Annotated in this window: 15 protein-coding genes; 7 read left to right on the top strand and 8 right to left on the bottom strand. The window is 70.6% G+C overall.

Annotated elements, in window-relative coordinates; all coding sequences use genetic code 11:
- Positions 1 to 196 precede the first annotated feature (196 nt).
- The gene (locus G3I71_RS03845; protein WP_164312484.1) at positions 197 to 1,870 is read right to left on the bottom strand and encodes a recombinase family protein; all 1,674 of its coding nucleotides are present in this window, start codon (positions 1,868 to 1,870) and stop codon (positions 197 to 199) included.
- Between the two features lie 25 nt (positions 1,871 to 1,895).
- Between G3I71_RS03845 and G3I71_RS03840 the strand changes: the two genes are divergently transcribed.
- The 4 genes from G3I71_RS03840 to G3I71_RS03825 all read left to right on the top strand — a co-directional run bounded on the left by G3I71_RS03840 (position 1,896) and on the right by G3I71_RS03825 (position 4,317).
- Positions 1,896 to 2,069: a DUF4177 domain-containing protein gene (locus tag G3I71_RS03840; RefSeq protein WP_164312483.1), complete on the top strand. Its 174-nt coding sequence runs from the start codon at positions 1,896 to 1,898 to the stop codon at positions 2,067 to 2,069.
- Complete coding sequence (locus tag G3I71_RS03835; protein WP_164312482.1) at positions 2,066 to 2,533, top strand: RidA family protein; 468 nt, start codon at positions 2,066 to 2,068, stop codon at positions 2,531 to 2,533. The genes G3I71_RS03840 and G3I71_RS03835 overlap by 4 nt, the downstream gene beginning before the upstream one ends.
- 81 nt (positions 2,534 to 2,614) lie before the next feature.
- Positions 2,615 to 3,490, top strand: a complete 876-nt coding sequence (locus G3I71_RS03830; protein WP_164312481.1) for an NUDIX hydrolase — start codon at positions 2,615 to 2,617, stop codon at positions 3,488 to 3,490.
- Entirely contained in the window at positions 3,487 to 4,317 is an 831-nt protein-coding gene (locus G3I71_RS03825; RefSeq protein ID WP_164312480.1) for an MBL fold metallo-hydrolase, read from the top strand. The genes G3I71_RS03830 and G3I71_RS03825 overlap by 4 nt, the downstream gene beginning before the upstream one ends.
- Before the next feature lie 15 nt (positions 4,318 to 4,332).
- Here G3I71_RS03825 and G3I71_RS03820 read toward each other — a convergent pair whose 3' ends face one another.
- From G3I71_RS03820 to G3I71_RS03810, 3 genes are all read right to left on the bottom strand, one after another.
- Positions 4,333 to 5,184, bottom strand: a complete 852-nt coding sequence (locus G3I71_RS03820; RefSeq protein WP_343242838.1) for a nucleotidyltransferase domain-containing protein — start codon at positions 5,182 to 5,184, stop codon at positions 4,333 to 4,335.
- Position 5,185: 1 nt separating this feature from the next.
- The gene (locus G3I71_RS03815; RefSeq protein WP_164312479.1) at positions 5,186 to 6,265 is read right to left on the bottom strand and encodes a PQQ-binding-like beta-propeller repeat protein; all 1,080 of its coding nucleotides are present in this window, start codon (positions 6,263 to 6,265) and stop codon (positions 5,186 to 5,188) included.
- A gap of 133 nt (positions 6,266 to 6,398) precedes the next feature.
- On the bottom strand, positions 6,399 to 7,073 hold the full coding sequence (locus tag G3I71_RS03810) for a Crp/Fnr family transcriptional regulator (RefSeq protein WP_006382668.1): 675 nt from the start codon (positions 7,071 to 7,073) through the stop codon (positions 6,399 to 6,401).
- 519 nt (positions 7,074 to 7,592) lie between these two features.
- Here G3I71_RS03810 and nth point away from each other — a divergent pair.
- The 3 genes from nth to G3I71_RS03795 all read left to right on the top strand — a co-directional run bounded on the left by nth (position 7,593) and on the right by G3I71_RS03795 (position 10,732).
- Positions 7,593 to 8,681, top strand: a complete 1,089-nt coding sequence (gene nth / locus G3I71_RS03805) for an endonuclease III (protein WP_164312689.1) — start codon at positions 7,593 to 7,595, stop codon at positions 8,679 to 8,681.
- Between the two features lie 100 nt (positions 8,682 to 8,781).
- Positions 8,782 to 9,519: a CoA pyrophosphatase gene (locus G3I71_RS03800; RefSeq protein ID WP_164312478.1), complete on the top strand. Its 738-nt coding sequence runs from the start codon at positions 8,782 to 8,784 to the stop codon at positions 9,517 to 9,519.
- Between the two features lie 13 nt (positions 9,520 to 9,532).
- Positions 9,533 to 10,732, top strand: a complete 1,200-nt coding sequence (locus tag G3I71_RS03795) for a MarP family serine protease (protein ID WP_164312477.1) — start codon at positions 9,533 to 9,535, stop codon at positions 10,730 to 10,732.
- A 13-nt stretch (positions 10,733 to 10,745) separates the two neighbouring features.
- On the opposite strand, the gene G3I71_RS50835 is transcribed toward G3I71_RS03795, so the two are convergent.
- The 4 genes from G3I71_RS50835 to nhaA form a co-directional block, all read right to left on the bottom strand.
- The gene (locus G3I71_RS50835; protein WP_164312476.1) at positions 10,746 to 10,925 is read right to left on the bottom strand and encodes a hypothetical protein; all 180 of its coding nucleotides are present in this window, start codon (positions 10,923 to 10,925) and stop codon (positions 10,746 to 10,748) included.
- A gap of 143 nt (positions 10,926 to 11,068) precedes the next feature.
- Positions 11,069 to 12,019: an alpha/beta fold hydrolase gene (locus G3I71_RS03785; protein WP_164312475.1), complete on the bottom strand. Its 951-nt coding sequence runs from the start codon at positions 12,017 to 12,019 to the stop codon at positions 11,069 to 11,071.
- Entirely contained in the window at positions 12,016 to 12,492 is a 477-nt protein-coding gene (locus G3I71_RS03780) for a phage holin family protein (RefSeq protein WP_164312474.1), read from the bottom strand. Before G3I71_RS03780 ends, G3I71_RS03785 begins: the two co-directional genes overlap by 4 nt.
- A 109-nt stretch (positions 12,493 to 12,601) precedes the next feature.
- Positions 12,602 to 14,053, bottom strand: a complete 1,452-nt coding sequence (nhaA, locus tag G3I71_RS03775; RefSeq protein ID WP_164312473.1) for a Na+/H+ antiporter NhaA — start codon at positions 14,051 to 14,053, stop codon at positions 12,602 to 12,604.
- Positions 14,054 to 14,075: the final 22 nt, after the last annotated feature.

Below are 14,075 nucleotides of genomic sequence, written 5' to 3'. Positions count from 1 at the left end.
CTGTGGACAACGTGTGTACCAGGCGTCTTGTGACAGCGACTGAAGTCCGCCCCATGACCAAGTGGGAACATGCCATTCTGATGACACGTTCAATGTCATGAATGCCGGTGCCACGTTGTTCGGCTCAACGGTGAGGCCGGCAACTTCGACCGGGGCACAGGAGTTTCTCCGGGACTCGGCTGCGTTCTGCGGCTGCTCACACCCACTCGATAGACACGCGCGGCTCGACCACCGCCTTTGCCTTGCTCCCTCTGCTCTTCTCTGTCGGCAGCGCTTTCCGCACCGTGATCCGCTTGCAGAACAGCGACACGAAGGATCGTCGGTCGGCCAGTGTCGCTGACTCCCACCAGCTACCGGATCCCAGTGGATCCCCCTCGTTCGCCGGGGCATCGCAGGCCGTCCACTCGCCCAGTGGAAGCACCAGCGAGCCGGCCTGCCCCAGTGCTTCCAGCCTGCTGTCGGCGGCGCGCAAGCGCTCCTGTCGGGTCCGCACATCTGCCTGCCAGCGTGACCGGCCGATGGGGTCGCCTTCATACAGTTTCCGGTCCTCGTACAGCTGGTTCAGGGCGCGCAGCGCGTCGGCCCGGTCATGGAGCAACGCGCTTCGCTCCTGCGCTGTCTCGGGCGTCTCGTTGACCTCCGCGTAGTGGGCAGCCACTCGCTCCAGGATGTCGCGCGATTCGCTGTCCCGCTCAGTGGCAGCGATGAGCGCGAAGATGCTGCGGACCACGTGGTCATCAAGGGCGGTACGCGAGATGTAGCTACGACCCTGGTGGTCCCCAGGGGCATCGGTGCGGAGCGGCTTGCCTGCCGGCCGGTTACAGAAGTAGGACGGCCGGGCCGAGTTGTTCGCGCTCATGGAGCAGCCGCACGAGCAGGCCAGCACGCTCATGGACGTCAGCAGCGCCGTGGTCCGGTGCTCGTTCACGCGGACGGGCCGGTCATCGAGCCACTCCTGCAGGGCGAACCACTCGGCCTCCGGCAGGATCGGGTCCCACGCGTGTACAGGCTTGCCCTCCGTGTCCCGCCGTAGCCGGTGCCCGGTAGCCCTGCCCGTTGGCCCGTACACGGTGTCTGCGTCGAAGCCGGCGATGTGCGGGTGGCGGAGCAAGCGGATCAGGGTCTTGGGGTGCCAGGCGGAGTCTGCTGTTTTCTTGCCCCGGGATGCGCCGAGTGTGGGCACACCTTCGGCATTCAGCGTCGAGCAGACCGAGTGCACAGAGTTGCTGCCGACGAGCAGGGCCTTGACCATGCGCCGGATCGCCTCGGCTTCGGCAGGCTCGGTTACGAGGGTCTGGATCGCAACAGGCTTACCGCCTGGTGCAGTTCGGGTCTCCTGGCGCAGTCGTCTGCCGTAGGGGGCCTTGCCTCCCACGTAGCCACCCAGTGAGCGAGCCAGCGCAGCGGCGTCCCGAACAGCCGCTGACTTGTTCTTCGACTCCTGGTGCGCTCCGTCGAGCCGGACAATCAGGTGGATCAGGTCCATGGTGTCGCCAGGCCGGAATGTGCCTTCAGTGACGGACACGATGGTCACGCCCAGCGACTGGAGTTCGTTCACGATGGGCATGGCGTCGAGCGGTTCGAGCCGAGACAGGCGGCTGATGTCGTAGACGATGACCACGTTGATCCGGCCTGTGCGGCAGTCACGCAACAGCCGCTCGAAGTCGGGCCGCTGGGTTCTGCTGTATGCGGAGATACCGACGTCCTCGTAGTGGTCACACCAGGTGGCCTCACGGCCCTGTCGTGCCGACTCGGCAGCGAATGACTCGAAGCGTGCCTGGTTGGCGTTCCGCTGGCCGGCAGAGCTCGCCTCACTCCCGTTGGCCCGTCTGTAGGACTGGCGCGTATAGCCTGCGACGTGAAGATTCATGCCGCTAACCACCTGGGATGTTGCCATGTCTGAAAGTAACCGTCGTTCGTGGGAATATTCAACTGTGCCGCTGCTCGTTCACGCCACGAAGCAGATTCTGGATACCTGGGGCGAGGACGGCTGGGAGCTCGTCCAGGTCGTGCCCGGGCCGAACAACCCCGAGCAGCTCGTGGCGTACCTGAAGCGGGAGAAGGCGTGAGCGCGGTCGAGGCGCGCCTCGCCGAACTGGGGCTGACGCTGCCCCCGGTCGTGCCGCCGCTGGCCGCGTACCAGCCCGCCGTGCAGTCCGGGGTGTACGTGTACACCTCGGGCCAGCTGCCCATGGTGGACGGGAAACTCCCGGTCACCGGCAAGGTGGGCGCGGAGGTCACGCCCGAGGAGGCCAAACAACTGGCCCGTACGTGTGCGCTGAACGCGCTCGCGGCGGTCAAGTCGGTCGCCGGTGACCTCGACCGGATCGCTCGCGTCGTGAAGGTCGTCGGCTTCGTCGCCTCGGCACCCGACTTCACGGGCCAGCCCGGGGTCGTCAACGGCGCGAGCGAACTCCTCGGCGAGGTACTGGGCGACAAGGGCGTCCACGCCCGCAGCGCGGTCGGCGTGGCGGTACTGCCACTCGACGCGCCTGTCGAGGTCGAGGTCCAGGTGGAGCTGACGGAGGCGTAAACGGGGGTGAGGAGACACCCCCGGCCTGTCGGACGTCCCCGGGGCCTCGAACATGCGCCCACCACCGGATAGCCTCCGCCCATGGCAAACGGGCAGTGGTACCCACCGGAGTGGCCGGACCTCATCCGCGGGCTCGCCGAAGGCACCCTCACCCCGGTCACTCCCAGGCGCGCGGCCACCGTCATGCTCCTGAAGGACACCGATGCCGGCCCCGTCGTCCACATGCTGCGCAGACGCGCCTCCATGGCCTTCGCCGGGGGCGCGTACGCGTATCCGGGCGGCGGGGTCGACCCGCGCGACGACGACCACCTGATCCGCTGGGCGGGCCCCACGCGCGCGTGGTGGGCGTCCCGGCTGGGCCTGGGCACCGACGAGACGTCCGCACAGGCGGTCGTCTGCGCCGCCGTACGGGAGACGTACGAGGAGGCGGGCGTGCTGCTCGCGGGCCCGGCCGCCGATTCCGTGGTCGGCGACACCACGGGCGACGACTGGGAGGCGGACCGCGCCGCCCTGGTCGCCCGGGAACTGTCCTTCGCCGAGTTCCTGGACCGCCGCGGGCTGGTGCTCCGCTCGGACCTCCTCGGGGCGTGGGCGCGCTGGATCACCCCGGAGTTCGAGTCCCGCCGCTACGACACCTGGTTCTTCGTCGCCGCGCTCCCGCAGGGCCAGCGCACCCGGAACGCCTCCACGGAGGCGGACCGCACGGTGTGGATCGAACCGGCCGACGCGGCAGCCGGGTACGACAGGGGCGAGCTGCTGATGATGCCGCCCACGATCGCGACCCTGCGCGCGCTGGCACCGTACGACAGCGCGGCCGGGGCCCTCGCCGGGGCTCTGGAGCGCGACATCGCCCCTGTCCTGGCCAGGGCCAGCCTGGAGGACGGCGAGATCGTGCTCGCCTGGCCCGGGCACGACGAGTTCACCAAGCACATCCGGATCGGCGGAGCCCCCGCATGACCGAAGCCGCCGCTCTCCCCGGCCAGCCGCGCGGCGGGGTTCTCTCGGGACCCGCCACCGCGCGCGCGGTCAACGTCCTCGCGCCCAACGCCTCCGCGATGACCCTCGACGGAACGAACACCTGGATCGTCTCCGAGCCGGATTCCGAACTGGCCGTCGTCGTCGACCCGGGACCCCTGGACGACGTACACCTCAAGCATGTCGTCGACACCGTGGGGAAGGCCGGCAAGCGGGTCGCGCTGACGCTGCTCACACACGGGCATCCGGACCACGCGGAGGGCGCCGGAAGGTTCGCCGAACTCACGGGGACGCACGTGCGGGCGCTCGATCCGGCGCTGCGACTGGGGGACGAGGGCCTCGGGCACGGGGACGTCGTGACCGTCGGCGGGCTGGAGCTGAGGGTCGTACCGACGCCGGGGCACACCGCGGACTCGCTGTGCTTCCATCTCCCGGCCGATCAGGCCGTCCTGACCGGAGACACCGTCCTGGGGCGCGGAACGACCTTGGTGGCCCATCCTGACGGCCGCCTGGGGGACTATCTGGACTCCCTGCGGCGGCTCAGGTCCCTGACGGTGGACGACGGCGTCCGGACCGTCCTGCCGGGCCACGGCCCCGTCCTGGACGACGCCCAGGGCGCTGTCGAGTTCTACCTCGCCCATCGCGCCCACCGGCTCGCCCAGATCGAGACGGCGGTCGAGAACGGCTACACCGGCCCCGCTGAGGTCGTCGCCCACGTGTACGCGGACGTGGACCGCTCCCTGTGGCCGGCCGCCGAACTGTCCGTACGCGCCCAGCTGGAGTACCTCCGCGACCACGGCCTCATCTAGCCCCGGCCCGGGCCCCTATTCGGGTTCGGGCCTGGGCGCCTTGACGCCGTGCACGCGCGTGTACTCCCCGGCGAGCCACGGGCCCAGCTCCTCGACGTGCGAGCGCAGGAACGACCGCAGGACGGCCGGGTCGTCCGTCGGCTCGTGACCCAGCGCCGCCACCTCCCTCATGGGCTGGCCCCACTCCGGGTAGTACGCGGCGAATGCCTCGGCCATCTCGTACAGATCGCTGGTCCAGCCTTCCCAGCGCGGCATGACGAGAGTGAAGCCCGTACGCACCAGGCGGCGCGAGATGCCCCGCACGCGTGCGCGTACCGCCCCCGGAGGAGCCCCCGGGGCGGTCGCCTCGGCGATCTGGCGTCGCCAGCGCGGGAGGCACAGGGCCAGATCGCCGTTGGTCTCGCGGGCGAGGAGGGAGTCGGGACGGTAGCGGGGCAGGTGCCCGGCCAGGTCCTCGCCGAGTAGGGGCGTGCAGAGGCAGGCCACGAACCAGCCCAGGTCGTGCCTCTCCAGGTCACTCAGCGCCTGTGCCCGCGAGGCCAGCAGCGTGCCGGAGCCGTCGATCTGCTCGAACTCGTCGTCGAGAGCCGCGTCCAGCGCGCGGGCCGCCGCCCGGTCAGCCTCCGTGGGCTCCTCACGCAGGACGAGGAGAAGGTCCAGGTCGCTGCGGCCCACGCGCGCGGTGCCGCGCGGGATCGACCCGTAGACGTACGCGCTGTGCAGCCGCGCCCCGAAGACGTCGACGACCCGGTCGCGGGCCGCGCCGACGACGGGCCGGAAAGCGGGCGGCACGCGCGCGAGGGAGCCCTCACGCGCGATGAACCCGTGCTCGTCCAGCCCCGGGCGCGCCGACACCCCGTACGTCACGTCACCTCCAGCGGAACACGCGCAGACGGCGGGTCTCGCTCACCGCGTGGCAGACCACGGCCAGGCGGTCGCTCCAGGCCGCGTACCGTGCCCGGTAGCTGAAGCCGGGGAACCTGCGCTCCGCGACGACCCGGCCGTCGGCGGGGTCGAGGACGGTCACGCGGCTGCCGTAGCCGTTGCCCACCAGGAAGTACCCGCGGTGGGCCAGAGGATGGAGCGTACGGCCGTGATCCACACGCCACTCCCAGAGCTGGTCGCCGGTCTGGACGGAGTAGGCGCGCAGGAGCGTGTCGGCGCTCTTCTCGTCGTCGGCGGGTTCGTCCGGTTCCAGTCCGACGGCGAGCGTGTCGCCGACGACGGCGACCGCGGGCCCGAAGTCCTTGTATCCGCCGGGAAGTTCGACGTGCCACTGGCCGTCCTCGCGGACCACGTACAGCCGGGGGCGGGAGCGCTTGCCGTCGTCGCGGACGGACAGGACCGGCGGGTCCGTCGCCAGGACGGAGAACCCGTCGCCCCACTGGTCCGGGAGCGACCGCTCCCACTGGACGGCGCCGGTGCGCGTGTCGAGACACCGGACGACCGGCGGCGCGTCCGCCTCCCGGCTGGAGACGGTCGCTGTCCGGCCGCCGCCGATCGCCACCTCGCGCGCGTGGTCGGTGCCGACCTGTCCCAGCTGGTCCTTCGCCTGCTCGCGCGACCAGGCCACGGCCCCGGAGCCGAGAGCGAGGGCGGTGAGGCGGACGTGCGTGGCGGCCGGCTCGCCGTCGTCGTGGTGCAGGACGACACCCAGGCCGTTCTGGGTGTCCTGGGACACCCTGACGATCACGTCCCGGCCCGGCGGCTGCCAGGTCCAGAGGGGCTCACCGGTCGCCGGTGCGTACGCCGTCACGCGGTCGAAGCGGGCCAGGGCCACCGCCTCGTCCGTCGCCCACAGACCGAGCGGCTCGCCGAGGTCCTGCTGCTCGAACTCCGACTGCCACAGCGTCTGTGCCTCCGGGTCCCGGCGGAACAGGCGCAACCGGCGCTTCGCGGGCTCCGGCGCCGCCGCCCAGACCGACTCGGGCGCTCTGTCCTGGTGCATCCGACCCACCCCTTGCTTCCGTTCAGCACGTGTTCTCGTCACCGCACGGACCCCGCCCCGGTGAACCCGTTGAAATGTGAGAGGGGCCCCGCCGTGCGGCAGGGCCCCTCTCACGTGTACGGACGGCTCCCGGCTAGCGCGAACGCTTCGCGAGGCGCTCCACGTCCAGCAGGATCACGGCCCGCGCCTCCAGGCGCAGCCAGCCGCGGCCCGCGAAGTCGGCGAGCGCCTTGTTGACCGTCTCGCGGGAGGCGCCGACGAGCTGGGCCAGCTCCTCCTGGGTCAGGTCGTGCACGACGTGGATGCCCTCCTCCGACTGCACGCCGAAGCGGCGCGAGAGGTCGAGCAGGGCACGCGCGACACGGCCCGGCACGTCGGAGAAGACCAGGTCGGACATCTGGTCGTTGGTCTTGCGCAGGCGCCGGGCGACAGCGCGCAGGAGCGCGGCGGCCACCTCGGGGCGGGCGTTCAGCCAGGGCTGGAGGTCGCCGTGGCCGAGGCCGAGCAGCTTGACCTCGGTCAGTGCGGTGGCCGTGGCGGTGCGCGGGCCCGGGTCGAACAGCGACAGCTCGCCGATCAGCTCGCCGGGGCCGAGGACGGCCAGCATGTTCTCGCGCCCGTCCGGGGACGTGCGGTGGAGCTTGACCTTGCCCTCGGTGACCACGTAGAGCCGGTCACCCGGGTCGCCCTCGTGGAACAGGGCGTCACCGCGCGCGAGAGTCACCTCACTCATGGAGGCGCGGAGCTCCGCGGCCTGCTCGTCATCCAGCGCCGCGAAGAGCGGGGCGCGCCGCAGAACGTCGTCCACGAGTTCTCTCCTTGTCGACCTGCTCAGGGGATCTTGCTCCCCGGTTAACGGGGACCGTGTTCCCCATCTTGCCGGACGGTCCAAACAGTGTGATCTGTCACAAGGATGCCGCACGGGTCTCCCGATCAGTGTGGCAGGGGGCCAATTGGGCGCCGATCTCCAGGGTCCGGGGCGGATGTCAGTGCCGGGCTCTAGGCTGGCCGGGTGTCCAAATCGCCGGTGAGAGCACAGGCCAAGGGGGCTGAGCAGGTGACCCCCAGGCTTGATTCCGCTGTGGGCGAACAGGGTGCGGGTGGGGGTCGGAATGCGGAGAAAGCGGCAGAGGTGATGTCGGTGGAGAAAGCCGCCAAGAAGGTGACAGGGACGACCGAGGCGGGTGGGACGGACGTGAAGGGCCCCCCGGAGAAGCAGGCCGCACGGTCGGCCGGGACGGTGAAGAAGGCCGCACCGGCGAAGGGGGTTGCCTCCGCGGCGGCGAAGAAGCCGGCCGTGACGAAGGCGGTCGCGAAGCAGTCGGCCGTGACCAAGAAGGTCGCGACGAAGGCGGTCGCGACCAAGAAGGCCGCCCCCGCGAAGTCGGCTGCCGCCAAGCCCGTCTCCAAAGCCACTGCTTCCAAGACGGCCACCTCCAGGACGGCCACCTCCGGGACGGCCACCTCCGGGACGGCCACCTCCAGGACAGCCACCTCCAAGGCTGGCGCCTCCAAGGCTGGCGCCTCCAAGGCTGGCGCCTCCAAGGCTGGCGTCGCCAGAGCAGCCGCCCCCAAGACGGGCGTCTCCAAGGTCGCCGCCCCGAACCCCGCTTCCAAGGTCGCCGCCCCGAAGCCGCCCCGCGACGAGTCGCACACCGCGCTCGTCCGGCGTGCTCGCCGGATCGACCGGGAGCTCGCCGAGGTCTATCCGTACGCCCACCCCGAGCTGGACTTCGAGAACTCCTTCCAACTGCTCGTAGCCACGGTCCTGTCGGCCCAGACGACCGACCTGAGGGTCAATCAGACGACCCCCGCCCTCTTCGCCAAGTACCCCACCCCCGAGGACCTGGCCGCCGCCAACCCCGAGGAGGTCGAGGAGATCCTGCGCCCGACCGGCTTCTTCCGGGCCAAGACCAGGTCCGTCATAGGGCTGTCCAAGGCCCTGTCGGAGGAGTTCGGCGGCGAGGTGCCCGGCCGCCTCGAAGACCTCGTCAAACTCCCCGGTGTGGGCCGCAAGACGGCCTTCGTCGTGCTCGGCAACGCCTTCGGACGCCCCGGCATCACCGTGGACACGCACTTCCAGCGGCTGGTGCACCGCTGGCAGTGGACGGCGGAGAAGGACCCGGACAAGATCGAGGCCGCCGTCGGCACGCTCTTCCCCAAGAGTGACTGGACGATGCTCTCGCACCACGTGATCTTCCACGGCCGCCGTATCTGCCACGCCCGCAAGCCCGCCTGCGGCGCCTGCCCGCTCGCCCCGCTCTGCCCGGCGTACGGGGAGGGCGAGACGGACCCGGAGAAGGCACACAAGCTCCTGAAGTACGAGAAGGGCGGCTTCCCCGGCCAGCGGCTGAACCCGCCGCAGGCCTATCTCGACGCGGGCGGCATCCCGGCGTCGCCGCCGGCGGCCGGATGAGGCCCGGGGCGAGGTGCGAGGCGATGCCCGGGAGCCATCCGGCATCGACGGAACCAACAGGGCAGCCGCAGGCGTTGGAAGCAGCAGAACGGGGGTGGCGGTGACGCGCGCGAGCAACACACAGGGCGGCGAGGCAACGCTCAGCAAGGACGGCTTGCCCGGCTGGCTCGATCCGATGGTGCACGCCGTCGAGACGGTCGAGCCGCTCCAGCTGAGCCGCTTCCTGCCGCCCGAGGACGGCGCCGGCCGCCAGTCGGCCGTACTGATCCTCTTCGGAGAGGGCGAGGGGAAGGCCGGCCACGAGGGCGGCGACGGCGGCGATGGCGGCGGCGGGCCCGAGCTGCTGCTCATGGAGCGGGCCACTTCGCTGCGCTCCCACGCCGGCCAGCCCTCCTTCCCCGGCGGGGCCCTCGATCCCGAGGACGGCGATCCGCAGGGCGACGGTCCGCTGCGGGCCGCGCTGCGCGAGGCCGAGGAGGAGACGGGGCTCGATCCGGCCGGCGTCCAGCTCTTCGGTGTGCTGCCCAAGCTCTACATCCCGGTGAGCGGCTTCGTCGTCACGCCGGTGCTGGGCTGGTGGCGAGAGCCGACGCCGGTCGGGGTCGTCGACCCGAACGAGACGGCCCGGGTGTTCACGGTCCCCGTGGCGGATCTCACGGATCCGGCCAACCGTGCGACCGCCGTGCACCCAAGCGGCCACAAGGGTCCGGCATTTCTGGTCGAATCGGCCCTCGTATGGGGCTTCACGGCCGGGATCATCGACCGGCTGATGCACTACTCGGGCTGGGAGCGCCCCTGGGACAGAAACAAGCAGGTCCCGCTGGACTGGCGCGCGTGACAGGGTGGCCCTTGTGAACGTGCTGGACATCTTGTTGCTGGTCGCCGCCGTGTGGTTCGCGATCGTGGGCTACCGCCAGGGGTTCGTCGTCGGCATCCTGTCGGTGACCGGCTTCCTGGGCGGCGGTCTCGTCGCCGTCTATCTGCTGCCCGTCGTCTGGGACGGCGTGACCGACGAGGCCGAGGTGAGTACGACCGCCGCCATCGTCGCGGTCGTCATCGTGATCGTCTGCGCCTCCGTCGGCCAGGCCCTGACCACTCACCTCGGCAACAAGCTGCGCCGATTCATCACCTGGTCGCCCGCCCGCGCCCTCGACGCGACCGGCGGGGCCCTCGTCAACGTCGTCGCGATGCTCCTGGTCGCCTGGCTGATCGGCGCCGCCCTCGCGCAGACCACGATGCCCACGGTGGGCAAGGAGGTCCGCGGCTCCAAGGTGCTGGCAGGTGTGTCGGAGGTGCTGCCCTCCGATGCCGACAACTGGTTCAAGGACTTCACCTCGGTCCTCGCGCAGAACGGCTTCCCGCAGGTCTTCAGCCCGTTCTCCAACGAGCCCATCAAGGACGTCGATCCGCCCGACCCCGCGCTCGCCAACAGCGCGGTCGCCGTCAACGCCCAGCGTTCGATCGTCAAGGTCATGGGCACCGCCCAGAGCTGCGGCAAGGTCCTGGAGGGCACCGGCTTCGTCTTCGGCGATCGGCGCGTGATGACCAACGCACACGTGGTCGGCGGTGTGGACGAGCCCACCGTCCAGGTGGGCGGCGAGGGCAGGAAGTACGACGCGACGGTCGTCCTCTACGACTGGGAGCGCGACATCGCCGTACTCGACGTACCCGATCTGCGCGCGCCCGTGCTGAAGTTCGCGACCGAGGACGCGAACAGCGGGAAGAGCGCGATCGTCGCCGGTTACCCGGAGAACGGTTCGTACGACGTCCGTCCCGCGCGCGTGCGTGGTCGCATCACGGCGAACGGCCCGGACATCTACCACCGCGGCACGGTCCGCCGCGATGTCTACTCACTGTTCGCGACCGTCCGTCAGGGCAACTCCGGTGGCCCCCTGCTCACGCCCGACGGCAAGGTGTACGGCGTGGTCTTCGCGAAGTCCCTCGACGACCCGAACACCGGTTACGCGCTCACGGCGGACGAGATCCAGGAGGACATCGCCCAGGGGCGCACCGCCAACCAGCAGGTGGACAGCGACAGTTGCGCGCTCTGAAGCCCTTACGGGCTCAGGGGCGGGGGTGGCGCAGGCGCATCGAGACCCAGAGGGCCCGACGGCGCAGGATGCGCGGGATTCCCACCCTCAGATCGGTCCCCGCGATATGCGGGGAACCTCCCTGGTGGGAGCTCGGACCGTGGCCCGAGCGGCGATTGCGTGCGGCGTCACTGTAGTCGTGCGTCCAGCCCATACCCCGACGTCTGCCCCTGCCCCAAGGTCGATAACCGCCCCACGGGCCCCCAATCGGCCTATGCACCGGGCAACTGGCTGTTCGTAGTACACCTGTTCCAGTTCTCGGATACCGGGCGTGCCGGCACCCTCCCCCCTGCCCGGTCACCGGTCCGGTTCGGGGTCCTTCAGCCAGTTGACCAGTTCCGTCGAGAACGCGACCGGATCCTCCTCGTGCGGGAAGTGTCCCAGCCCGTCGAACAGGCGCCAGCGGTACGGCGCTTCGACGTACTCCCCGGAGCCGGCCGCACTGCGGGTGCGCAGTACCGGATCGAGTGAGCCGTGCAGATGGAGCGTCGGCACCCGCACCGGCCGCTTCATTCGCCGGTTGAACTGGATGCCGTCCGGACGGGCCATCGAGCGGACCATCCAGCGGTACGGCTCGATCGCGCAGTGCGCGGTGGACGGGATGCACATGGCCCTGCGGTACGCCTCCACCGCCTCGTCGTCGGGCAGCCGCGGGCCCGACCAGTCCCGGATCAGCCGCCCGACGAGCGCCCCGTCGTCCGCGATGAGCTGCCGCTCGGGGAGCCAGGGCCGCTGGAACCCCCAGATGTAGGAGCTGGCGGCCGTCTGCTTGACGTCGGAGAGCATCGCCGAGCGCCAGCGCCGGGGGTGGGGCATCGAGGCGACCACGAGCCGTCGTACCAGCTTGGGGCGCATCACCGCGGCCGTCCACGCCAGGTATCCGCCCAGGTCGTGGCCGACCAGCGCGGCGTCGGGTTCACCCAGGGACCGGACGACGCCCGTGATGTCGAGGGCGAGGTTCGCGGTGTCGTAACCCCGGGGCGTACGGTCGCTGCCGCCCACGCCCCGCAGGTCCATGGCGACGGCCCGGAAGCCGGCGTCGGCGAGGGCGGTCAGCTGATGCCGCCACGTCCACCAGAACTGCGGGAACCCGTGCACGAGCATGACCAGCGGTCCGTCGCCCACCTCGGCGATGTGGAACCGGGCGCCGTTCGCGGCGACATCCCGGTGGATCACTTCGCGCCCACCGGGAAGATCGAGCCGTACGGCCGAGGCGGGTTGCGCCGAGGGTGTGGCGGGGTCCGTCATGAGGACGAGCGTGCCACAACCTCGACCGCGTCACTTACCGGGGCGGGCCGGGGGTGCGGCTTGGCGTTCTGGAGGACGCCCGCCGTCTCCTTCATGGACGCGGCGACCTTCTGCGGGCCCTTGCCCTTCTTGGCCTTCTTCGCGAAGACGACGCCGACCAGCACCAGGAGGACGGTGAGGAGGACGTTCGCGGCGAACGACAGCAGGAAGCAGACCGCGAGGTTCCAGTCGCTCCAGGTCCGAATGGCGTACGCCAGCGCGAAGTTGAGCATCGGCAGGGAGAACACCAGTACGGCGGCGGCCACCGTGAACGCGCCGCCGCTCGTCACGCCGCGCTTCACGTCCTGCTTGAGCTGGGCTTTCGCCAGCGCGATCTCGTCGTGCACCAGCGCGGACATCTCGGTCGTCGCCGAGGCGAACAACTGGCCGATGCTGCGTTCGGCGCCGACCGGGCTGCCGTCGGGTGCGCTCATCGAGATCTCCCTGTTGTGTTGGTCGTCCTGCTCGGATGCCTGAACGTACGCGCCGGGCGTACGCACCTGACCGGGTGTCCGGCCGCATGTCTGACGTCTACGTGTCAGATCATGCCGGACCGTCACCCTCGTCGCCCGCCCCGCCCACCACTTCGGCAAGCCGGTCCCGCTCGGCGGCCTCCAGTTCGGCGGCCTTGAGCCCGGCGATGCGTCGGTGTTCCGCCGCCTTCCCCTCGTGGATGTCGGCCATGCGCAGGTGGTACGCCGGATCGTGCTCCTCGTAGATGTCGGGGATGCCGTCGAGGTCGTCGTCGCGTTCCTCCGCCTCCCAGAGCTTGCGGTACCTGGCGTTTCGCATCTTCAGCAGTACGGTCGCGGCGGTCGCGGCGATGAGCGAGCCGGACAGGACGGCGGCCTTGACCCCGTCGGTGAGCGCGGGGTCGCCGTCGAACGCGAGTTCACCGATCAGCAGCGAGACGGTGAACCCGATCCCGGCGAGCGAGGCGACGGCGAAGACGTCGGCCCAGGCGAGGTCGTCGCTGAGCGAGGCGCGGGTGAAACGTGCCGTCAGCCAGGTCCCGCAGAAGATCCCGAGTGTCTTCCCGATGACGAGCCCGAGCACGACCCCGAGCGTCTCGGGCTGCGTGAACACGTCTCCCAGCACCCCGCCGGACACCGAGACACCCGCACTGAACAGGGCGAACAGCGGCACGGCGAGCCCGGCGGACAAGGGGCGCACCAGATGCTCGACGTGCTCGCCGGGCGAGTGCTTCTCCCCGTTCTCGGTCCGGGTCGTGCACCGCAGCATCAGGCCCATCGAGACACCGGCGATGGTGGCGTGGATGCCGCTGTTGTACATCAGCCCCCAGATGACCAGCGCGAGCGGGACGTACACGTACCACCCGCGTACGCCCTTGCGCAGCAGCAGCCAGAAGACGACGAGGCCGACGATCGCACCGCCGAGCGCGGCGAAGTTCAGGTCGTCGGTGAAGAAGACCGCGATGATCAGGATGGCGAAGAGGTCGTCCACGACGGCGAGCGTCAGCAGGAACGCGCGCAGGGCGCTCGGCAGGGACGTACCGATGACGGCGAGCACGGCGAGCGCGAAGGCGATGTCGGTGGCCGTGGGCACTGCCCAGCCGGCGAGCGAACCGCCGCCGGTGACGTTGGTGAGGGTGTAGACGAGCGCCGGTACGGCCATGCCGCACAGGGCGGCGACGACGGGCAGTACGGCGGCCCTCGGGTCACGCAGATCACCGGCGACGAGTTCGCGCTTGAGTTCGATGCCGGCGACGAAGAAGAAGACCGCGAGCAGTCCGTCGGCGGCCCAGTGCTGGAGGGAGAGGTCGAGCCCGAGGGCGGCGGGCCCGACGTGGAAGCCGAGGACTGCCTCGTAGCTGTCCTTGATCGGGGTGTTCGCCCAGATCAGTGCGGTGATCGCGGCGACGAGCAGCAGCACCCCGCCGACGGTCTCGGTCCGCAGGGCGTCCGCGACGTACGTCCGCTCGGGCAGCGAGAGCCGTCCGAGGAGCTTGCGGCTGGCGGTACGGGGGGCGGCCACGGGGAGTCCTCCGGTCGGTGGG

Source organism: Streptomyces sp. SID12501 (assembly GCF_010550245.1).
Taxonomy (GTDB): Bacteria; Actinomycetota; Actinomycetes; order Streptomycetales; family Streptomycetaceae; genus Streptomyces.
Note: the sequence above shows the minus strand (reverse complement) of the source record. Positions and strands in the feature narration are given on the sequence as shown.

Coding starts and splice junctions, on each gene's coding strand:
- G3I71_RS03845 (WP_164312484.1), bottom strand. CDS start 1,870: ATGAATCTTCACGTCGCAGGCTATACGCGCCAGTCCTACAGACGGGCC.
- G3I71_RS03840 (WP_164312483.1), top strand. CDS start 1,896: ATGTCTGAAAGTAACCGTCGTTCGTGGGAATATTCAACTGTGCCGCTG.
- G3I71_RS03830 (WP_164312481.1), top strand. CDS start 2,615: ATGGCAAACGGGCAGTGGTACCCACCGGAGTGGCCGGACCTCATCCGC.
- G3I71_RS03825 (WP_164312480.1), top strand. CDS start 3,487: ATGACCGAAGCCGCCGCTCTCCCCGGCCAGCCGCGCGGCGGGGTTCTC.
- G3I71_RS03815 (WP_164312479.1), bottom strand. CDS start 6,265: ATGCACCAGGACAGAGCGCCCGAGTCGGTCTGGGCGGCGGCGCCGGAG.
- G3I71_RS50835 (WP_164312476.1), bottom strand. CDS start 10,925: ATGGGCTGGACGCACGACTACAGTGACGCCGCACGCAATCGCCGCTCG.
- G3I71_RS03785 (WP_164312475.1), bottom strand. CDS start 12,019: ATGACGGACCCCGCCACACCCTCGGCGCAACCCGCCTCGGCCGTACGG.
- G3I71_RS03780 (WP_164312474.1), bottom strand. CDS start 12,492: ATGAGCGCACCCGACGGCAGCCCGGTCGGCGCCGAACGCAGCATCGGC.